We start from the raw sequence: 20,271 nt of genomic DNA, 5'->3' as shown, positions 1-20,271 counted from the left end.
GATTCCATCGTGCCTGCTAGTGTGCCGCTTTACTGTGAACCCGCTGGGAATCGAGCTCAAGCTACTGTGATATGGGTCGCATCCCGGTTTCCGGCACCACCGCGGCGAACGCTTCCGACCTGGTCAGTGACCACGGAGGGGGACGTTCTGGCCGATAACAGACTTTTCTAACGATCCGGACAGGAACTTTGTGCGTTCGTTCACAAGGTCCTACTCTGTCGAGAAGGTGCTGAGGCAGCCCCACAAACCGTGGCGCGCTCCGGCAACAGTCTCACCGTGACAGCGCCTAGGAGCACGATGGCCACACTGCGAACCGACGGCCCGCCGGGCCGGGGGAGTGAAGGGCCGACCGGACGGGCCGCGTCCGCTATCCCGGAGGCGACCGTCGCCCGGCTGCCGGTGTACCTGCGCGCTCTGCACGGTCTGGTCGAGCGCGGCATCGCCACCGCCTCCTCGGAGGAACTGGCCGTGATCGCCGGGGTGAACTCGGCAAAGCTTCGCAAGGACCTGTCCTACCTGGGCTCCTATGGCACCCGCGGTGTCGGTTACGACGTCGAGTACCTCATCTACCAGATCTCCCGCGAGCTGGGCCTGTCGCAGGACTGGCCGGTCGCGATCATCGGCATCGGAAACCTCGGCCACGCCCTGGCCAACTACGGCGGCTTCGTCAGCCGCGGCTTCCGCATCGCCGCCCTGCTCGACGCCGACCCCCGGCTGTCCGGCAACCGGGTGGCCGGCCTGGTGATCCGCCACATCGACGAACTCGACGAGGTCATCGCGGAGAACGGCATCTCCATCGCGGTGATCGCGGTGCCCCCGCACGCCGCGCAGGAGGTCGCGAATCGGCTGGTGACCGCCGGCATCACCTCCATCTTGAACTTCGCGCCGGCCGTGGTGACTGTCCCCGAGGGGGTGGACCTGCGGAAGGTGGATCTCTCCATCGAACTCCAGATCCTCGCGTTCCACGAGCAGCGCAAGACCTCCGGGCTGCCGCGGGCCGTGCTGCGCGGCCCGCGCGCGGTGCGCCCGGTGCGCGAGGACCCGGTGAACCCGGGCGAGTTCGACTACCCCAGCTATACCGCGGACGACGCCGCTCCGGCCGCGAACGCCCGCTACGACGAGGTGAGGCCGGCGTGAGCCTTCTGATCATCGGACTGTCGCACCGCACCGCTCCCATTCCGCTGCTCGAGCAGGTGGCCCTCCCGCCGGACCAGGTCAGCAAGCTTCTGGGCGACGCCGTAGGCACCGAGCACGTCAACGAGGCCATCGCGGTCGCCACCTGCAACCGGCTCGAGATCTACGCGGACGTGGCCAAGTTCCACGGCGCCCTGGCCGACCTGTCGGACCTGGTCAACGACTACACCGGGGTGCCGCTGGAGGAACTGACCAGCCACTTCTACGTGCATTACGACAACCGCGCGGTCCAGCACCTGTTCAACGTCGCCTGCGGCCTGGACTCGATGGTCGTCGGCGAGCCGCAGATCCTTGGGCAACTGCGCGGTGCCTTAGCCGCCGGACAGGCCGCAGGCACCGCCGGGCGCGTCCTGAACGACTTGGCCCAGACCGCGCTGCGGGTCGGCAAGCGGGCACACAGCGAGACCGGCCTCGATCAGGCCGGGCAGTCGCTGGTCACCGCCGCCCTCGACCTCGCCCAGCCGGTGCTCGGCCCGGCCGCGCCGGCCCACGCCGTCGTGATCGGCGCCGGCTCGATGTCGGCGCTCGCCGCCACCACCCTGGCCCGGCTCTACCCGGGGCTCGACCTCGCGATCGTCAACCGCAGCCCGGAGCGGGCCGAGCGCCTCGCCACCGCGGTCGGCGGCCAGACGGTCGCGCTGGACCGGATCGGCAGCGCGCTGGAGGGTGCCGACCTGGTCATCTCCTGCACCGGTGCCACCGGAACCGTGCTGACCGCCGACGTGCTCGGCGACTCCCGGCCGGGTGTGATCATCGACCTGGCGCTGCCCCGCGACGTCGCCGCGGAGGTCGGCGCGCTGCCCGGGATCACCCTGATCGACCTGGAGCGGATCGCCGCCGCGGAGCGCGACGGCGGCGAGCGGGTCGAGGCCTCGAGCGTCGAGGCGGCCCGCCGGATCGTCGCCGAGGAAGTCGCCAACTACGACGCCAACCAGCGCGCCGCGACCGTCGCGCCCACGGTCGCCGCGCTGCGCGGGATGGCCGCGGTACTGGTCGAATCGGAGCTCGGGCGGTTCGACGCGCGCGTGGCCGATCTCGACCCGAAGACCCGCGCCGAGGTCGCCAACACGGTGCGGCGCGTCGTGGACAAGCTGCTGCACGAGCCGACCGTTCGCGTCAAACAGCTGGCCGCGGACCCCGGCGGCACCTCCTACGCGACCGCGCTGCGCGAACTTTTCAACCTCGACCCGGCCGCGGTCGCCGTGGTCAGCCGGGCCGAGCCCATCGAGGAGACCCCGACATGACCGTGCCGCTGCGGCTGGGCACCCGCCGCTCCGCCCTCGCCCTGGCCCAGTCCGGGCTGGTGGCCCGCGCCGTGACCGAGGCGACCGGACGGCCGGTCGACATGGTCGAGATCACCACCTTCGGCGACGTCTCCCGCGAGGCACTGGCCCAGATCGGCGGCACCGGGGTCTTCGTCAGCGCGCTGCGCGACGCGCTGCTGGACGGCCGGATCGACTTCGCCGTCCACTCGCTCAAGGACCTGCCGACCGCCGCGCCCGCCGGGCTCGCGCTGGCCGCCGTGCCGGAGCGCGAGGACGTGCGCGACGTGCTGGTCGCCCGCGACGGGTTCAAGTTCGCCGATCTGCCGTCCGGCGCGCGCGTGGGCACCGGGTCGCCGCGCCGCGCGGCACAGTTGCGCCTGCTGCGCGCCGACGTGGAGATCGTGCCGATCCGCGGGAACGTCGACACCCGCATCGGGTACGTCACCGCCGGCAGTCTCGACGCCGTCGTGCTGGCCTACGCCGGGTTGAACCGGCTGGACCGGATCGGCGAGGCGACCGATTTCTTCGAGCCGACCGCGCTGCTGCCCGCACCGGGCCAGGGCGCGCTCGCCGTCGAAAGCCGCGCGGACGACCGGGAGCTGACCGAGCTCCTGCGCGCCGCGCTTGATCACGGCCCGACCCGCCACGCGGTCGCGGCCGAGAGAGCGCTGCTTGCCGCGCTCGAAGCGGGGTGCTCTGCGCCGGTAGGCGGCTACGCGGTCGCCGCCGGGCACGAGCTACAGCTGACGGGGACCGTGACCGAAGCGGTCACGTCAGCCAACGACGGGGTTGCTGCCCCCCGGTCGATCAGGATGTCCGCCACCGGACCCGCGGCCGACGCCGAGCGGATCGGGCGCGAGCTCGCCGCGCGGATGCTGGACCAAGGGGCCGCCGGCCTGATGGGGAAACAGTCGTGACCGTGAGCGTCACCACCGAGCCAGCCGCCAACCAACCTCTCGTCGCGACGGCTCCGGCCGGCCCGGCGACCGCGGATGTCACAACCGCGGGTGTCACATCAGCCGACGCTGCGTCGTCATCTGATGTGTCCTCCCATGCGGTGTCATCCAACGCAACAGCTTCTGATGCGGTGCCTTCTAACGCGGCGCCTTCCAATACAGTGTCTTCTGACGCGGCGTCATCCCAGGCCGGGGCGGCGTCGCGGGCCCGGGTCAGCTTCGTCGGCGCCGGGCCCGGGGACCCCGACCTGCTGACGGTCCGCGCGGCGGCGCTGCTCGCCGAGGCGGACGTCCTGGTCCTCGAGTCCGGGCTGCGCGACCGCTTCGTCCCGCGCTGCCGCACCGCGGTCCACGTCATCGAGGTGCCGCCGACCCGCCTCTGCGCCTCACCCGACGGCGACGTCGAGGGGGTGGAGACGTTCGCCTCGGTGCTGCGCTTCGAGGCGATCAGCGACGCGGTGAAGGCGGGCAAGTTCGTGGTCCGCCTCCTCGACGGCGACCCGGGGCTCTTCGGCCCGCTCGAGGCCGAGGCCGCGCAGTGCGCCAAGGCCGGGGTGCCGTTCGAGGTCGTACCGGGCCTGGCCCGGGCCACCGCGGTCCCCGCGTTCGCCGGCATTCCGCTGACCGCGGGCCCGATCGGGGACGTCCGGTTGCTGGCCGCGCCCCGCGTCGACTCCAACGCCGACTTCAACGCCTGGTCGAACTGGCACCGGCAGCTCGGCGAGGCCGGCGCGGCCAGCTCCACGCTGGTCCTGATAGGCATCGGCGACCGGGTGGAAGAGGTCGCCGCGGAACTGCTGGCCGCCGGCCGCCCCGGCACCACCCCGGTCGCGATCACCGTCGACGGCTCGCTGACCTCCCAGCGCACGGTCACCGGGCCGCTCGACCGGATCGCCGCGGTCCTGAAGGCGGAGCGCGTATCCAACCCCGCTGCGGATACTGTGGTGGTCGTGGGTTCGGTCGTCGATCGGCGCGCCGAGCTGTCCTGGTACGAGACCAAGCCGCTGTTCGGCTGGCGGGTGCTGGTCCCGCGCACCAAGGAGCAGGCGGGCGCGCTCAGTGAGCAGCTGCGGTCCTATGGGGCGGTGCCGCACGAGGTGCCGACCATCGCGGTCGAGCCGCCGCGCACCCCGCAGCAGATGGAGCGCGCCGTCAAGGGCCTGGTCACCGGGCGCTACGAGTGGGTCGCCTTCACCTCGGCGAACGCGGTCAAGGCGGTGCGCGAGAAGTTCGAGGATTATGGGCTGGACGCGCGGGCCTTCGCCGGGATCAAGGTGGCGGCCGTCGGCGAGCAGACCGCGACCGCGCTGCGGGCCTTCGGCGTCGTCCCCGACCTGGTGCCGTCCGGCGAGCAGTCCGCGGTCGGCCTGCTCGACGACTTCCCCGCCTACGATCCCGCGTTCGACCCGATCGAGCGGGTGTTCCTGCCGCGGGCGGACATCGCCACCGAGACGCTCGTCGCCGGCCTGGTCGAGCTCGGCTGGGAGGTGGACGACGTGACCGCGTACCGCACCGTGCGCGCCGCTCCGCCGCCCGCCGAGGTGCGCGAGGCGATCAAGGGCGGCGGCTTCGACGCGGTCCTGTTCACCTCCTCCTCCACCGTCCGGAACCTGGTCGGCATCGCCGGCAAGCCGCACGCCACGACGGTCATCGCGTGCATCGGCCCGGCCACCGCGAAGACCGCGCAGGAGCACGGGCTGCGGGTCGACGTGCTGGCGCCGACACCGAGCGCGGCGGTGCTGGCCGAGGCGTTGGCCGAGTTCGGGCGGGACCGGCGGGAGGCCGCGCTCGCCGCCGGCGAGCCGGTGACGCGTCCGTCGGAACGGCGCTCGTCCCGGGCCCGCCGGGCGAAATAGGGAACCCGGTCAAAGCTCGAGAACGCCGGGACTACGCTTAAACCTATGACCGTGCAATCGCAGTACCCGCACGCACGTCCCCGTCGGCTGCGGCGCACTCCCGCGCTGCGCAGGCTGGTCGCCGAGACCCGGCTGCACCCGGCGGACTTCGTGCTGCCGATGTTCGTCAAGGAGGGCGCGCCCGAGCCGCGGCCGATCGCGTCCATGCCGGGCGTGGTCCAGCACACCCTGCCAAGCCTGCGCAAGGCGGCGCGTGACGCGGTGGCGGCCGGGGTCGGCGGCCTGATGCTGTTCGCGGTCCCCGAGCAGCGCGACGCGGTGGGTTCGGCAGGCGTCGATCCGGACGGAATCCTGCAACGGGCGATCCGCGAGGTGGCCGACGAGGTCGGCGACGAAACCGTGATCATGAGCGACCTGTGTATCGACGAGTTCACCGACCACGGCCACTGCGGCGTGCTGGGTGCCGACGGGACGGTCGACAACGACGCCACGCTCGAGGTCTACGCGGAGATGGCGCTCGCGCAGGCCGGCGCCGGGGCGCACCTGCTCGGCCCGAGCGGAATGATGGACGGTCAGGTCGGCTACGTGCGCAAGGCCCTGGACGCGGCGGGCTTCCAGGACACGGGCATGATCGCGTATGCGGTGAAGTACTCCTCGGTGTTCTTCGGACCCTTCCGCGAGGCGGTCGAGTCGCAGCTCCAGGGCGACCGCAAGACGTACCAGCAGGACCCGGCCAACGCGCTTGAGTCGTTGCGCGAGGTGCGGCTGGACATCGCCGAGGGCGCGGACCTGGTTATGGTCAAGCCCGCCGGGTCCTACCTCGACATCGTGCGCATGGTCGCCGACGAGGTGGACGTCCCGGTGGCGGCATATCAGATCTCCGGCGAGTACGCGATGGTGGAGGCGGCCGCGGCGAACGGCTGGATCGACCGGGACCGGGCGGTGCTCGAGACGCTGACCGCGATCCGGCGGGCCGGGGCGTCGATCATCCTGACCTACTGGGCGCTGGACGCGATCCGCCTGCTCGGCTAAGCCCCCAGTCCCGAAGCGCGCACCCCTGAAGCCCGCAACCCCGAACCGGCCCGGCTGACCTCGTACACCGCATCACACACCGCCGCGACCAGCCACGTGTCGTGCTCGACCAGCAGGATCGACAGACCGCCGGCCCGCAGCGCGCGCACCGTCTCGGCGAACTCCCGCACCTGCGCCTCGCTCATGCCCGAGGAGGGTTCGTCGAGCAGCAGGACCCGCGCCCCGGCGGCGAGTGCCCGCGCGATCTCGACGAGGCGGGCGACGCCGGTGGGTGCCATCGCCACCGGATGGTCGGCGAAGTCGACGAGCCCGAAGCGTTGTAGCAGGTCGCGGACGAGAGCGCCGGGCTCCGCGGCCTGCGCCGCCTCGGCCGCGACCAGCAGGTTGTCCGCGACGCTCAGCGAGCCGAACGGCTCAAGCCGCTGAAAGGTGCGCCCGAGTCCCATCCGTGCGCGACGGCGGACCGAGAGCCGGGTGACGTCCCGCCCCAGCAGCACCACGCGGCCGACGCTGGGCCGCAGCTCACCGCAGACGACGTCGAGCAAGGTGGACTTGCCCGCACCGTTCGGCCCTACCAGCCCGACGACCGTGCCCGGCGCGACGGCGAACGTCACGTCGCGCAGCACGGGCACTCCCCGGTACCCGGCCGTGACGCCCTCTACCTGCAGCGCAGCTTCCAACGCAATCCTTAGACTTCCCTAGCCCTGGGTGTGGGATCGGCGTGATACAACTCATTCTCTTGTAGAGGGGCAGACTCGTGTATGGGGCCGCTGTCGATCGGCCCGGCCGAAGCTAGCTGGGAGCGTTTGTGGAGCACACCGGACCTGGGACCGAGCGGGGGATACCCGAGCCCGAGGGCGCGGTGGGATTCGCGTCCCCGGCGGGTGGCGCGCCCGCGCAGCCGTTGTACCCCGCTCAGCCGCAGCCGCAGCCGGCCTACCCCGCCCCGTCGATGCCACCGCCGTCCGCGCCACAGTTCTACGAGCAGGCGACTCGGGATCAAATACCCTTCGACCAGCCGCCCCAGTTCCCGCCGCCGGTGCCCGCACCGCCGCCTGCGCAGGCTCCCTCGCCGCAGCCGCCGAAGATCAGCCCCGCGCGCGCCTTCCGCGAGATCGGCCTGGTCTACTTCGTGTCCTTCGGCCTCGGCGTGGTCAGCGCCGTCGGGCTGCTCACGGACCCCTCGCTCAGCTCCGACCAGGTCGTCAAGGGCTGGCTGGACGCCGGCAGCGAGATCATGCAGTACATCATGCAGGCCGCCGTCGTCATCCTCGGCGTCGGATACTTCAGCCTCAAGCGCGGTCTCACTCTCAGCTCGATCTTCGGGCGCTTCTCCCGCCCCGCGCCCCCTGCTGCGCCGGCCATGCCAGTTTGGCCCGCCTACCAGCAGCCATATCCGCAGCAGTACCCGCCCGGTGCCTATGCCGGCTACCCGCCGCCTTATGGCGCGACTCAGCCCTACGGTGCACCCCAGCCGTACGGCTACGCGCCTTACGTCCGCCAGCCCGCGCAGCGCGGTCCGGGATGGCAGTTCGCGCGTGCCTTCTTCGTCTCGATGGCGGGAGTCCTCGCCTTCCTCGTCACCGTGATCGTTTACGTCGCGATCAGCAAGCAGCAGGCCAGCGCGCCCGACCAGGGCAACAGTCTGTGGCTCGTCCCGGTCGGCGTGGTGGTCGCGCTCGCCGCCGGGCTGGGCGAGGAAGTGCTGATCACCGGCATGGTCACCACGACGCTCGAGCAGGCCGGGTTCGCAAAGCGGGCCTGGGTGATCTATCTGGTCGCGATCGCGCTGCGCGTCCCGTTCCACCTGTACTACGGCTGGGCGTCGCTCGGCGTCATCTGCTTCACGGTCGTCAACATCTGGGTCTACCGGCGGTGGCGGCTGCTGTGGCCGATCGTGCTCGCGCACACCGCCTACGACGGGATCGAGTTCGCCGGCAGCCTGATTCCGCAGGTCGCGGGCCTCACGCTGATCCTGCTCGGGCTCGCCACCTTCGTGATGCTGATCGTCATCGCCTGCATCGAGCTGTCCGACCGCTCCGCCCGCCGCCGCTTCAACCAATGGCGCACCGCGCCCGGCCCCGGTTACTGATCAACCCTGTGTCTTGATCTACGCTGTGCCCTAATCAACGCCGTGTCTTGAGTGACGCCGTGTCCTGATCGGTCCCGGTCCTGATCCGGAGCCGCGGCGGCCCCGCCGCCGCCGCGCATGGCTCCGACTAGGCGGCGACCGGCTTCTTCCCGGTGACCCCCCAGGCGACCAGGCGGGTCAGCGCGGCCCGCAGGTCTGCTTCCTTGACCGACCAGCTCTCGAACGCCTTCGTGTGCGCCGCGCACGCGGACAGCATCGTGACCAGCACGCCCGCGGTGGCGGTCGGCAGCACGTCCCCGTCCACCTTCCCGGTGCGCTGGAGCTCGGTTATCGCCTCGGCCACCGCGGTCACCACGATGTTGAGCAGCTTCATCCGGATGCGGGAGAAGCGCCGGTCGCCCTCCGCCGCCGCGAGGTCGAGCACCCGGAGGATCGCGTCGTGATCGCGCCAGAAGTTCAGGAAGCCGTCGACCAGCTGGCCGGCCGCGGCCGAGCCCGACCGTCCGCTCCAGCTGCGGTCGGCGACCAGGTCCCGCAGCGCCGCCGCGTCCCGCAGGACGTCGCCGGCCAGCTCCAGCACCGCGGCCTGGATGTCCGGGAAGTACTGGTAGAACGTCGCCGGTGACGTCCCGGCCAGCCTGGCCACGTCGATCACCGTCACGTCCCGGTAGGCGGTGGTCGTGAGCATTTCGGCGAGGCATTCGAGCAGCCGGGTTCGGGTCGCCTGGCCTCGGCGGCCGGCCACCCGCCCGTCAACGGTGCGCACTTGTGTCATACCGTCAGTTTATCTACGCCTAGATAGCCTGCATTTGCGAGGCGTATCGGTTAAGCCATCTGGTGGGTGGTCAAATCGGCAATATCTGCTTACACGCGGTGAAAATGCTCCTGACTTAGCCGTACGACGACTGACTTGGACGTCGGAGTGTTCGATACCTGCGCCGTCGAGTCCAGCGGCACGAGCACGTTCGTCTCGGGGAAGTAGGCGGCGGCGCAGCCGCGCGCGGTCGGGTAGCTGACGACCCGAAAGCCCGGCGCACGCCGCTCGACTCCGTCTTCCCACCGCGACACCAGGTCGACTGACGCACCGTCCGCCACCCCGAGCTCGGCTAGGTCCGCGGGGTTCACGAACACCACCCGCCGGCCTCCCTTCACGCCGCGGTAGCGGTCGTCCAAGCCGTAGATGGTGGTGTTGTACTGGTCGTGCGAGCGGACCGTCTGGAGCAGCAGGTGGCCCGGCGGGACGCGGAGCACGTCCAGCGGGTTGACCGTGAAGTTCGCCTTCCCGGTCGCGGTCGGGAAGGTCCGCGAGTCGCGCGGGCCGTGCGGCAACTGGAAGCCCACCGCCTGCTTGTCCGCCCGCCGCACCCGCGCGTTGAAGTCGGCGAAGCCCGGCACGACCCGCGCCACGTGATCCCGGATCAGGTCGTAGTCGTCCGCCATGGCCGCCCAGTCGATTCCGCCGCCGTCCGGGCCGAACAGCGCCGCGGCGATCCCCGCCACGATCGCGACCTCGCTCTTGAGCACCGGGGACGCCGGGGCCAGGCGGCCGCGGGAGGCGTGCACCATCGACATCGAGTCCTCGACCGTGACGAACTGCTCGCGGCCGCCGCGCACGTCACGCTCGGTCCGGCCGAGACACGGCAGGATCAGCGCCGCCGCGCCGGTGACCGCGTGCGAGCGGTTCAGCTTCGTGGACACCTGCACGGTGAGCCCGCACCGGCGCATCGCGGCCTCGGTGACTGAGGTGTCGGGAGTCGCGGTGACGAAGTTGCCGCCCATCCCGACGAAGACCGCCACCTTGCCGTCGCGCATCGCCCGGATCGCCTCGACGGTGTCGTAGCCGTGCTCGCGGGGCGGCTCAAAGCCGAACTCGGCGGCCAGTGCGTTCAAGAACGCCGCGGCGGGCTTCTCGTAGATCCCCATGGTGCGGTCGCCCTGCACGTTGGAGTGACCGCGCACCGGGCACACGCCGGCGCCCGGCCGCCCGACGTTGCCGCGCAGCAGCAGGAAGTTGACGACCTCGCGGATGGTCGGCACCGAGTTGCGGTGCTGCGTCAGACCCATCGCCCAGCACACGATGATCCGCTCGGACCCGCGCACCCGGGCGGCCAGCGCCTCGATCCGTTCCTTTGGCAGCCCGGTCGCTTCGAGGACGTCCTCCCACGGCGTCTTGCGCACCTCGGCCTCGTATTCGGCGAAGCCGTGCGCGTGCTGCTCGATGAACGCGCGGTCGAGCACGGTCCCCGGCGCCTCGTCCTCGGCCTCGAGCAGCAGCCGGCCCAGCGCGCGGAAGAGCGCGAGGTCGCCGTTGACGCGGATCTGGAGGAAATCGTCAGCCAGCGCGGTGCCCGGTCCGACGACGCCGCGCACCGTCTGCGGGTTCTTGAACCGGATCAGGCCGGCCTCCGGCAGCGGGTTCACCGCGACGATCGACGCCCCGCCGCGCTTGGCCTTCTCCAGCGAGGTGAGCATGCGCGGGTGGTTGGTGCCGGGGTTCTGCCCGGCCACGATGATCAGGTCGGCCTTGGCCAGGTCGTCCAGCGAGACCGAGCCCTTGCCGATTCCGAGTGTCTCGGTCAGCGCGGAGCCGCTGGACTCGTGGCACATGTTCGAGCAGTCCGGCAGGTTGTTCGTGCCGTAGCGCCGCACGAGCAACTGATAGAGGAACGCCGCCTCGTTCGATGTGCGCCCTGAGGTGTAGAAGACCGCTTCATCTGGCGTGCACGCACGCAGCGCGTCGGCGGTGATCCGGAACGCCTCGTCCCAGCCCACCGGGCGGTAGTGCTCGTCGTCCGGAGCCTTGTACATCGGCTCGGTCAGGCGCCCCTGCTGACCGAGCCAGTAGTCGGACCGTTCGGCCAGCTCGGCCACCGGGTGCGCGGCGAAGAACTCTGGGGTGACCCGGCGCAGCGTAGCCTCCTCGGCCACCGCCTTCGCCCCGTTCTCGCAGAACTCGAAGTGGCTGCGGTCGGCGCTCTCGGGCCAGGCGCAGCCGGGGCAGTCGAAGCCGTCGCGCTGATTGAGCTTCAGCAGCGTCAGCGCCGACCGCTTGGCGCCCATCTGCTGCTGCGCGATCTGCAGCGCGTGCGCGATCCCCGGAACGCCCGCGGCCCACGTCTCGCCCGGGCCCACGGCGACGCCGTCTTCGCGCGGATCGTTCTCGGGCGCCGGGGTGGCCATGGCTGTGACTCCTTGGCTGTCGTCGAGGCTTCGAAGCTGACCAGCGCCAGGTCACGGCCGCGGCGAGGACGATCCCCGCCACGGGCTTGCGCGTCCGGCCAGGTCAGGGTCGAAGCAGGTGTTCGGGCTGGTCAGTACCCAACCGTACCGGGATTCACCCTCTCACCCCATTGAGTGAATTGTCTGTTATTCGACCTACCCCCGATCGGGGCGCTGACTCCAATAGAAACCCACGCGGTTCGCCCACGCGCCCCGCGAGAAGGGAACCCCACGATGGCAAGACATGCCAAACCCCGCACCCGGGTCAGATCGGCCGCCATGGGCGCCCTGACAGTCGGCGCCACGCTCACCGGACTCGGCCTCACCGCCGCCGCGCTCGACCCGCCCGACGCGGCCGGCGTGTCCGCGGACGGAACGCTCACCGGCACCGCGGTCGACCTCGCCGCCGCCGGACTCGGCGCGCCGGTGCCGGTCGCCCGGATCGACACCGTCCCCGCTGCCGTGCCCGTCGGCGGCATTGGCGCTGGAGCCGCGACAGGCAGGGCCGCAGGCCGCACCGGAGTCCAGCCCGCCCTCGCGAGGGGAGGACCTGTCCAGCCGTCGCTAGGCCGCGCGGCTGCGGCCCTGCCTGTCGCGGCCAACGCCCCTGCCGTCCAAGTGCCTTCAGTGCAACTGCCGATAGTGCAAGCACCGACCGTCCAAACACCCGCGCTCCTGACGACTGCACTCGAGACGAGCAGCCTCCAGAACTCGCCCGTCCAGCCGGTGGTAAATCAGCTGTCGAGCGTGGGCTCCACGGTCGTGCCCATGGTCCGCAACGCACTTCCGCCGGCGGTTACGCAGCCCCTCGCAGCGACCGGCCTGCTCTCGTCCATCACGCCGATCACGCCGCAGTCCGTCGCCTCCCAGCCCACCCTGGTGAACGCCCCGGCTCCGCTCCCCCTCCCGGCACTGCCCGCGCTCGCGCCCGTCACGTCCGCCGCGCAGGCTCTGCCGTCCAACGTGACCGCGCTCGTCCACGGCGTCGCAGGTCTGCTCTGAGAAGGTCCGGTCACCGCTCCACCCACTCCGCCGGGGGACGGGACTTCACACCCGCGTGTGAAGATCGCTGACTTGCCCCGCGCGGGTTGGCAGCATGGTCACGCCTGCAGCCAGCCCACGGAAGGCGGTGACCGTCCTGTCCGCTCTCGCGCTCCTCCAGCGTCTTTCCGATCCGGGCTTCGTCGATCTGGGAAGCGGCCGCCTGGAGGATTTCGTCCACCGCGACTACGCGGCGCTGTTCGGTGCGATCCCCGCCATCGCGCTCGGCTCGCTGGCCGTCTTCGCCCTGCGCGACAGCGCGGCGGGCGACCGCGCGGTCGGCGCCGCCGACGGATCCGGCGCCGCGACGTTCTCGAGCCTGCGCCCGGAACAGGAGCTGGCGCTGGTCGGCGTGCTGCTCGCGGTGATGGCGGATCGGCTCGAGCACGATCCGGTCGCCTACCCGCTCCTGGCCTGCGCCGCCGCGCGCCTGGTGGCGGCCCGCCCGGTCGGCGCCGTCTTGACCGGCCTGACCGAGCGGGCCCGGCGCGCCGCCGTGGAAGTGCTGCGCCCGGCCGCCCTCACCACCCTCCTGCGGGCCGCTACATGGGGCATCGCGATGGAATTGGAGCGGCTGTGATGGCGGCGACCGGCGTTGGGGTGGAACCGTCCGCCGAGCCGGCCCTCGACCTTCCCGGCGCGCAGTTTGTGTGGACGCCACCAGTGCCCGTGCTCGCGCCGTACCTCGGCCTCGTTACCGCAGTGCTGTGCGCGCTCGGCGGCGGCTGGCTCCTGCTCGCCCCATACGCACTCGACTACCGTCACGGTGCCCGCACCACGCCACGCACCACTGAGATCGACCTTGCGACGGGCGCGGCAGTCGCGGCCGTCGCGCTCATCAGCGCGGCCCTGTTCGCCGCGGCCCTGGCACGCAGGCTCCATGCACCTCTCGGCGCCGAGCTGGAAACAGAGCCTGTCGCCGAGCCCGAACCCGAGCCGACCGCCGACGAATCAGAGCCCTTCGCTCCGCTGTACGCGACGTCCGCCTCGACCGTCCCCGAACCCGCTCCGGCGCCCGACGCGTTGCCCCCAGAACCGGCTGCCGACCCGATCGGCTCGCTGCGGGAACTGCTCACGCCACTTGTCGCCGCCCTCGCGGCGGATCTGAAAAGCCGCACCGACGGCTCCCAAGGCGGTGTCCGCCCGTGATGCCCAGTCCGATCGCCCGCGCGCTGCGCGCCCCGGTGGCCGCGCTGCTCGGCCTCGCCCTGCTCGCCCTCCTCGGCGGCTGGCTGATCGCCGCCCCGTTCGTGCTCGGCGACCAGCTACGCGGCACCGCGTGGACCGCTGCGACCCGCACCGACGTGGCCACCGGTGCCGCGCTGGCCGGGGTCGGCCTCCTCGGGCTGCTCGGCTACCTGGCTGCTGCCGTCGCCTGGCTGGCGCGCTACGGTCGTTAGAGACGGGTGTGCCCGTCAACGTCGGTGTATCAGGCTCTTCGACGTTGTGTGGGTTGCCAGAGGGAGAATGATCATGGGCGATCGGGCGGCGGGCGGCACCCAGGACCGCACCAACGCGGCCTGCCAGGCTGGGCGCGACTGGGTCCACGACGCCATCGCGAAGGTCGAGGCCGACGCCAACCGCTCCGCCGACACCCATCTGCTGGTCGTCCCACTGCCCGCCGAGTGGGGCATCGACCTCTATCTCAAGGATGAGTCGACCCATCCGACCGGCTCGCTTAAGCACCGCCTGGCGCGGTCCCTCTTCCTCTACGCCCTATGCAATGGCTGGATTCGCGAGGGGCGCCCTGTCATCGAGGCATCGTCCGGCTCGACGGCCGTCTCCGAGGCCTACTTCGCCCGGATGCTCGGCCTGCCCTTCATCGCCGTGATGCCCGCCTCGACCAGCAAGGAGAAGATCTCGCTGATCGAGTTCTTCGGCGCCGAGTGCCACCTGGTCGACGACCCCACCGCGGTGGTCGCCGAGTCGCGGCGGCTGGCGGCCGAGTCCGGCGGCCATTTCATGGACCAGTTCACCTACGCCGAGCGGGCGACCGACTGGCGCGGCAACAACAACATCGCCGAGTCGATCTACGAGCAGATGACCCGCGAGCGCCACCCGGTGCCCTGCTGGATCGTGGTCGGCGCGGGCACCGGCGGCACCAGCGCGACGATCGGCCGCTACGTGCGCTACCGCCGTCTCCAGACCCGCCTCTGCGTCGTGGACCCGGAGAACTCGGCCTTCTTCGACGGCTGGGCCAACCAGGACCCCGCCTTCACGACCGGACGCGGCTCGCGCATCGAGGGCATCGGCCGCCCGCGGGTCGAGCCGTCCTTCCTCCCGGACGTCGTGGACCGGATGATCCAGGTTCCGGACGCCGCCTCGATCGCCGCTGCCCGCCTGCTGGCGGAGCGCACCGGGCACCGCGCCGGTGGATCGACCGGCACCAACCTGTGGGGGACCTTCCGCATCATCTCCGAATTGCGGGCGGCCGGGGTGCACGGCTCCGTCGTCACGCTGCTTTGCGACGGGGGCGAACGCTACGCCCATACCTATTACGACGACGGGTGGTTGAGCGGCCAAGGCATCGACATCACGCCCTACGACCGTGCTCTGCGGGACTTCTTGGCGACCGGTAGCTTGCCGTGAAATGGCGCCGCGATCACGGGTTGAGTTCGCAGTGTCATGGGCGGGTAACAGTTTTCTGAATTGGCGCTGAGAAATCAGCGCAGACCCGCCTCGCTTCACATTGGTTTCAGATTCGGCGCCAACACTCCGCCCCATGACGCCGCTCAAGTCCTCCCGCCGCCGACTCGTGCTGAACGGGTCGCTCGCCGTGCTCGTGCTGGCCGGCGCGGGTGTTGCCTACGCGACGGTCGGCCCGGCCAACAGCGCCACCGCCTCGACCCTGCGCACCGCGAACGTGCAGCAGGGGACCGTCATCGCCTCCGTTTCCGCGTCCGGGAACCTCGCGCTCGCCGCCACCTCGAGCCTCGCCTTCGGCGCGGCCGGCAAAATCACCGAGATCGACGTGAAGGTCGGCCAGCAGGTCACCTCCGGGCAGGTGCTCGCGAAGGTCGACCCCACCCAGGCCAACCTCCAGCTGACCGAGGCGCAGCAGCAGCTGACGGTCGCTCAGGACAATCTCGCCAAGGCACAGAACGGTCCCAGCTCGGCTCAGCAGGCGGTCAACGACGACCAGCTCAACAACGATGAGACCGCGCTGGCCAACGCGCAGAAGACCCTCTCGAACGACGAAGCCCTGCCGCAGTGCACCGCGACGCCGACGCCCTCGCCGTCGTCCGGCAAGGGCGGCTCGTCGGGCTCGTCGTCGACGGGATGCCAGTCAGCACCGCTGATCACGCAGGACCAGCAGTCCGTCACCAACGCGCAGAACACCCTTCAGCTCCTCAGGGACCAGCAGGCGGCCAGCGCGTACGTCGACCCGAGCACGATCGCGCAGGACCAGGAAGCGGTCACCCAGGCCCAGGCCGCCGTGAACAACGCGCAGACCGCCGTCAGCGCGACGGTCATCACCGCGCCGACGAACGGAACCATCCTGACCGTGGCCGGCGCGGTCGGCTCCGAGGTCAGCGCTGGCACCTCGACGACCGGCGCCTCCTCCTCGTTCAGCTCCTCGTCTGGGTCGTCCGGCTCGGGCGGGGGCGGCGCGGGCGGCGGCTCCTCATCCTCTGCGGGTTCGTCGTCCTCGGGCTCGTCCAGCTCCTCAAGCTCGGGCACCTTCATCACGATGGCGGACCTCGGCCAGCTCCAAGTCACCGCGAACGTCTCCGAGACCGACGTCGCCTCGGTCCAGCTCGGCCAGTCCGCGACCCTGACCCTGAACGCCGCGCCGGGCACCAACTACTCCGCGCAGGTCTCCGCGATCGCCCCGACGTCGACCGTGGTCTCCAACGTCGTCGAGTACGCGGTCACCCTGGACCTGACCCAGACGGTGCCCGCCTCCGTGCGCCCCGGCCAGTCCGCCGCCATCACCATCATCACCGGCCAGGCCAGCAACGCCGTGTACGTGCCCAGCTCCGCCATCACCCAGCTCGGTGGCCGCTCGATCGTGACCGTCGTCGGCTCGGACGGCAAGCAGACCGTCACGCCCGTCACCACCGGCCTGGTCGGCACCACCGACACCCAGGTGACCAGCGGCCTGACCGCTGGCGAGAAGGTCCTGATCAGCCTGGCCAGCACCACCTCCACCACCGGCGGCCGCGGATTCGGCGGCATCGGCGGCGGACTGGGCGGCGTCGGCGGCGGGCTCGGCGGCGGCGCGAGGAGCGGCGGGTGAGCGTCTTCTCGGCCGACGACGACACCACCGCCGTCACGCAGGTCAAGCCGGTCCGGCCGAGCGCGGTCTGGATCAACGGCCTGCGGAAGGTCTACGGCGACGGGGACGCCGCCGTGCACGCCCTGCGCGGCATCGACCTCGACGTCCCGCACGGCGACTACGTCGCGGTCATGGGCGCGTCCGGCTCCGGCAAGTCCACCCTCATGAACATCGTCGGCTGCCTGGACGTGCCCACCTCCGGCGAGTACCTGCTGGACGGGATCGCCATCGCGGACCTCGACGAGCGCCAGCTCTCGCTCGTGCGCAACCGCAAGATCGGCTTCGTCTTCCAGTCCTTCAACCTGCTCGCCCGCACCACCGCGTTCGAGAACGTCGAGCTGCCGCTGGTCTACGGCGGCGTGCACAAGATCGAGCGGCGGCGCCGGGCCCTGGCCGCGCTGAACCTGGTCGGCCTCGGCGACCGGATCGACCACCACCCCAACCAGCTGTCCGGCGGTCAGCAGCAGCGCGTCGCGGTCGCCCGCGCCCTGGTGACCGCGCCCTCTCTGGTGCTGGCCGACGAGCCGACCGGAAACCTCGACACCCATTCGAGCTACGAGGTCATGTCCCTCTTCGACCAGTTGAACGCGACCGGCCGCACGATCGTGCTCATCACCCATGAGGAGGACATCGCGGCGCACGCCAAGCGGGCTATCCGCCTGGTCGACGGCCTGATCGTGGAGGACACCAGGCTCTCCCCGGCCGACGGCCTGCCGCCCCGGATGGCCACCCGGAACCCCGAGGCGTACAACAACCAGGCCCGGCACGCGGCCGAGGGCCATGCGATCCGGAAGGCTGGCTCCTGATGCGCGTCATCGAGGTCTTCCGGTTCGCCATCCGCGGACTGCGGGCGAACAAGCTGCGCTCGGGGCTGACCACGCTCGGCATCCTGATCGGCGTCGGCGCGGTGATCCTGCTGATAGCGGTCGGCCAGGGCAGCGGTGCGGCGGTGCAAGCGCGCATCTCCAACCTCGGCTCGAACCTGCTCACGGTCACCCGGCAGGCCGGCGGCTTCGGCCGGGCCGCCGCCAGCCGCACCGGCACCCAGAGCCAGACCACCAACCTCACCGTCGCCGACGCGCAGCTGCTGGCCACCTCGGACCAGGACCCGGACGTCGGCGTGGTCGCCCCGGTCGCCTCCACCTCAGGGACGGCCACCTACGCCGGCGCCACCACGACGATCAACCAGGTGGTCGGGACCTACCCGGCATACCTGCCGATCTCCAACGACCAGATCGCGACCGGCTCCTCCTTCAGCGCCGACGACGTCAACAACGACCGCAAGGTCGTGGTGATCGGCCAGACGGTCGTGACCAACCTGTTCGGCACCATCGACCCGATCGGCAAGACGCTCCAACTCGGCGGCGTCCCCTACACGGTCATCGGCACGCTCGTGGCCAAGGGCGGCGGCAGCACCTTCAACGACCCGGACAACGTCGCCCTCGCCCCGCTGACCACCGTGCAGAACAGCCTGACCGGTTTCGGCTCGCTGTCCGAGATCGCGGTGCAGGCCACCGGGGCCGACCAGTCGAACGCCGCCCAGGCCGAGGTCACCAACCTCCTGCTCCAGGCGCACCACGACACCGCCACCAACGCGGACTTCACGGTGACCAACGAGGCCTCGCTGCTGTCCACCGCGCAGAGCACGACGCAGACCTTCACCGTCCTGCTCGCCGCGGTCGCCGCGATCTCCCTGCTGGTCGGCGGGATCGGGGTCACCAACATCATGCTGGTGACGGTCACCGAGCGCACTCGCGAGATCGGCATCCGCAAGGCCCTCGGCGCCCCGCGCGGCGCGATCCTCGGCCAGTTCCTGATCGAGGCGGTGCTGCTGTCGGTGGTCGGCGGCGCGCTCGGGGTGGTCGCCGGGGTGGTCGGGTCGCGCTTCACGATCGACGGCATCAAACCGGTGCTCGTCCCCAGCTCCATCCTGCTCGCCTTCGGCGTGTCCGCCGTGATCGGCCTGGTTTTCGGTTCGCTGCCGGCCAACCGGGCCGCCAAACTCCATCCGATTGAGGCGCTGCGTCATGAGTGAACTAGAGACAGAGACCGCGGTGGACCCGGGCGCGGAGACCGCGGAACTGGTCCTGGCGGAGCCGGACGCGGACGAGCTCCCCGGCGAGCTCGAGGTGCGCGGCGCCGACGCGGACCTGCTGGCACTCCCGCCGCGGGTCGACGACCTCGGCACCGCGCTCGCCGCCCGGCCGCCGCGGCTGAAGCTGCCGAAGATCACCACCGCCCTGGTGGCCGCCGCCCTGCTGTGCGGCGGGTTCCTCGGCGGCGTGCTGGTCGAGAAGCACTCGGCCGGCTCCTCCAGCCGGGGCGGCGCCAACTTCGCCGCGTTCGGCACCGGGACCGGTGGGACCGGGACGGGCGCCGCCGGCCGGACCGGGCGAGGCGGGTTCGGCGGACTCGGCGGCACGGGCAGCGGTTCGGGGACCGGCTCCAGCGCGGTCAGCGGCACGGTGACCGTCGTCACCGGTAACACGCTCTACGTCACCGCGGCGGACGGCAGCGTCTACACGGTGACCACGAACGGCTCGACAGCCGTCTCGATCGCCCAGTCCGGCTCGCTCTCCCAGCTCAAGCCGGGCCAGACGGTGGTGATCGCGGGCAGCAACGACGGCAAGGGCGACGTCACCGCGACCTCGATCACCGCGGGCAGCACGACCAACAACACCACTTCGACCGGCCAGTGACGGTGGACACGCGATGAACAAGAACATGATCCGGATATCGGCCAGGCCCGTCGTGGCGGTGGCCGGCGCGATCGTCGCGGGCGCCGTGTTGGCGGCCTGCGGCGGCGGGGGCGGCGGCACGTCGGGCACCACGCCCGCGGCCGCGGCGGCGTCGGCCTCGAGCTCGAGCAACGCCTCGGCCTATCGCGCGTGCCTCGCGCAGCACGGCGTCACGCTGCCGTCGCGGGCTCCGGGACAGGGCAGGCCGTCCGGCGGAACCGGCGGCGGGGGCTTCGGCGGTGGAGGCGGCGGCGGGTTCACCGCGAACCCGCAGATGCAGGCGGCGCTGCAGGCCTGCGCATCGCTGCGGCCGGCCGGCGGGGGCTTCGGCGGCTTTGGCGGCGGGGGCGGCGCGGCGCTCACCGCGTTCCGCAACTGCATGAGCCAGCAGGGCGTGGTGATCCCGACCACCCGGCCCACCGTCCGCCCGACGGCCCCCGCCAGCGGCAGCTCCCGGTACCTCGGCGGCCTCGACCCCAACGACCCGAAGGTGGTCGCGGCGCTCAAGGTCTGCTCGCCGCTGCTGCCGAGCCGCAGCGCGTCGCCGTCGGCGACCAGCTGAACGGCCGCTCGGCGAGTTTACGGACCGCATGCACCGG

Annotated in this window: 19 protein-coding genes; 16 read left to right on the top strand and 3 right to left on the bottom strand. The window is 71.4% G+C overall.

What is annotated here, in order from left to right; genetic code table 11:
- The first annotated feature begins 297 nt into the window (after positions 1-297).
- The 5 genes from VGZ32_RS15985 (at position 298) to hemB (ending at position 6,303) form a co-directional block, all read left to right on the top strand.
- On the top strand, positions 298-1,137 hold the full coding sequence (locus VGZ32_RS15985) for a redox-sensing transcriptional repressor Rex (RefSeq protein WP_326886836.1): 840 nt from the start codon (positions 298-300) through the stop codon (positions 1,135-1,137).
- Positions 1,134-2,438 (top strand): glutamyl-tRNA reductase, encoded by a 1,305-nt coding sequence (locus VGZ32_RS15980; RefSeq protein WP_326886835.1) that lies wholly within the window; start codon positions 1,134-1,136, stop codon positions 2,436-2,438. Before VGZ32_RS15985 ends, VGZ32_RS15980 begins: the two co-directional genes overlap by 4 nt.
- Positions 2,435-3,376 (top strand): hydroxymethylbilane synthase, encoded by a 942-nt coding sequence (hemC, locus tag VGZ32_RS15975; RefSeq protein ID WP_326886834.1) that lies wholly within the window; start codon positions 2,435-2,437, stop codon positions 3,374-3,376. Before VGZ32_RS15980 ends, hemC begins: the two co-directional genes overlap by 4 nt.
- A gap of 200 nt (positions 3,377-3,576) precedes the next feature.
- Positions 3,577-5,271 (top strand): bifunctional uroporphyrinogen-III C-methyltransferase/uroporphyrinogen-III synthase, encoded by a 1,695-nt coding sequence (locus tag VGZ32_RS15970; RefSeq protein WP_326886833.1) that lies wholly within the window; start codon positions 3,577-3,579, stop codon positions 5,269-5,271.
- Between the two features lie 45 nt (positions 5,272-5,316).
- Complete coding sequence (gene hemB, locus VGZ32_RS15965) at positions 5,317-6,303, top strand: porphobilinogen synthase (protein ID WP_326886832.1); 987 nt, start codon at positions 5,317-5,319, stop codon at positions 6,301-6,303.
- Here the strand turns inward: hemB and VGZ32_RS15960 are convergent.
- Positions 6,300-6,983 (bottom strand): ATP-binding cassette domain-containing protein, encoded by a 684-nt coding sequence (locus tag VGZ32_RS15960; protein ID WP_326886831.1) that lies wholly within the window; start codon positions 6,981-6,983, stop codon positions 6,300-6,302. The genes hemB and VGZ32_RS15960 overlap by 4 nt on opposite strands.
- Positions 6,984-7,111: 128 nt before the next feature.
- Here VGZ32_RS15960 and VGZ32_RS15955 point away from each other — a divergent pair, with 128 nt between their 5' ends.
- Positions 7,112-8,395, top strand: coding sequence for a CPBP family intramembrane glutamic endopeptidase (locus VGZ32_RS15955; RefSeq protein WP_326886830.1), 1,284 nt, complete (start codon positions 7,112-7,114; stop codon positions 8,393-8,395).
- 127 nt (positions 8,396-8,522) lie between these two features.
- Here the strand turns inward: VGZ32_RS15955 and VGZ32_RS15950 are convergent, their stop codons facing one another.
- Complete coding sequence (locus VGZ32_RS15950; RefSeq protein ID WP_326886829.1) at positions 8,523-9,170, bottom strand: TetR family transcriptional regulator; 648 nt, start codon at positions 9,168-9,170, stop codon at positions 8,523-8,525.
- Positions 9,171-9,259: 89 nt separating this feature from the next.
- Positions 9,260-11,575, bottom strand: coding sequence for an FdhF/YdeP family oxidoreductase (locus tag VGZ32_RS15945; protein ID WP_326886828.1), 2,316 nt, complete (start codon positions 11,573-11,575; stop codon positions 9,260-9,262).
- Positions 11,576-11,893: 318 nt separating this feature from the next.
- On the opposite strand from VGZ32_RS15945, the gene VGZ32_RS15940 reads away from it, so the two are divergent.
- From VGZ32_RS15940 to VGZ32_RS15895, 10 genes are all read left to right on the top strand, one after another.
- On the top strand, positions 11,894-12,616 hold the full coding sequence (locus VGZ32_RS15940) for a hypothetical protein (protein ID WP_326886827.1): 723 nt from the start codon (positions 11,894-11,896) through the stop codon (positions 12,614-12,616).
- A 94-nt stretch (positions 12,617-12,710) separates the two neighbouring features.
- Positions 12,711-13,235 carry a hypothetical protein gene (locus tag VGZ32_RS15935; protein WP_326886826.1) on the top strand — a complete coding sequence of 175 codons (525 nt, stop codon included), beginning with the start codon at positions 12,711-12,713 and terminating at the stop codon, positions 13,233-13,235.
- The gene (locus VGZ32_RS15930; protein WP_326886825.1) at positions 13,235-13,804 is read left to right on the top strand and encodes a hypothetical protein; all 570 of its coding nucleotides are present in this window, start codon (positions 13,235-13,237) and stop codon (positions 13,802-13,804) included. The genes VGZ32_RS15935 and VGZ32_RS15930 overlap by 1 nt, the downstream gene beginning before the upstream one ends.
- On the top strand, positions 13,801-14,055 hold the full coding sequence (locus VGZ32_RS15925) for a hypothetical protein (RefSeq protein WP_326886824.1): 255 nt from the start codon (positions 13,801-13,803) through the stop codon (positions 14,053-14,055). The genes VGZ32_RS15930 and VGZ32_RS15925 overlap by 4 nt, the downstream gene beginning before the upstream one ends.
- A 73-nt stretch (positions 14,056-14,128) precedes the next feature.
- Positions 14,129-15,244: a PLP-dependent cysteine synthase family protein gene (locus VGZ32_RS15920; protein ID WP_326886823.1), complete on the top strand. Its 1,116-nt coding sequence runs from the start codon at positions 14,129-14,131 to the stop codon at positions 15,242-15,244.
- Between the two features lie 133 nt (positions 15,245-15,377).
- On the top strand, positions 15,378-16,895 hold the full coding sequence (locus VGZ32_RS15915; RefSeq protein WP_326886822.1) for an efflux RND transporter periplasmic adaptor subunit: 1,518 nt from the start codon (positions 15,378-15,380) through the stop codon (positions 16,893-16,895).
- A gap of 71 nt (positions 16,896-16,966) precedes the next feature.
- On the top strand, positions 16,967-17,740 hold the full coding sequence (locus VGZ32_RS15910; protein WP_349263625.1) for an ABC transporter ATP-binding protein: 774 nt from the start codon (positions 16,967-16,969) through the stop codon (positions 17,738-17,740).
- Complete coding sequence (locus VGZ32_RS15905; RefSeq protein WP_326886820.1) at positions 17,740-18,969, top strand: ABC transporter permease; 1,230 nt, start codon at positions 17,740-17,742, stop codon at positions 18,967-18,969. Before VGZ32_RS15910 ends, VGZ32_RS15905 begins: the two co-directional genes overlap by 1 nt.
- Positions 18,962-19,633 (top strand): hypothetical protein, encoded by a 672-nt coding sequence (locus VGZ32_RS15900; protein ID WP_326886819.1) that lies wholly within the window; start codon positions 18,962-18,964, stop codon positions 19,631-19,633. Before VGZ32_RS15905 ends, VGZ32_RS15900 begins: the two co-directional genes overlap by 8 nt.
- A gap of 13 nt (positions 19,634-19,646) precedes the next feature.
- The gene (locus VGZ32_RS15895; protein WP_326886818.1) at positions 19,647-20,234 is read left to right on the top strand and encodes a hypothetical protein; all 588 of its coding nucleotides are present in this window, start codon (positions 19,647-19,649) and stop codon (positions 20,232-20,234) included.
- Positions 20,235-20,271: the final 37 nt, after the last annotated feature.

This window comes from Actinocrinis sp. (assembly GCF_035938995.1).
Lineage (GTDB): Bacteria > Actinomycetota > Actinomycetes > Streptomycetales > Catenulisporaceae > DASZGI01.
Note: the sequence above shows the minus strand (reverse complement) of the source record. Positions and strands in the feature narration are given on the sequence as shown.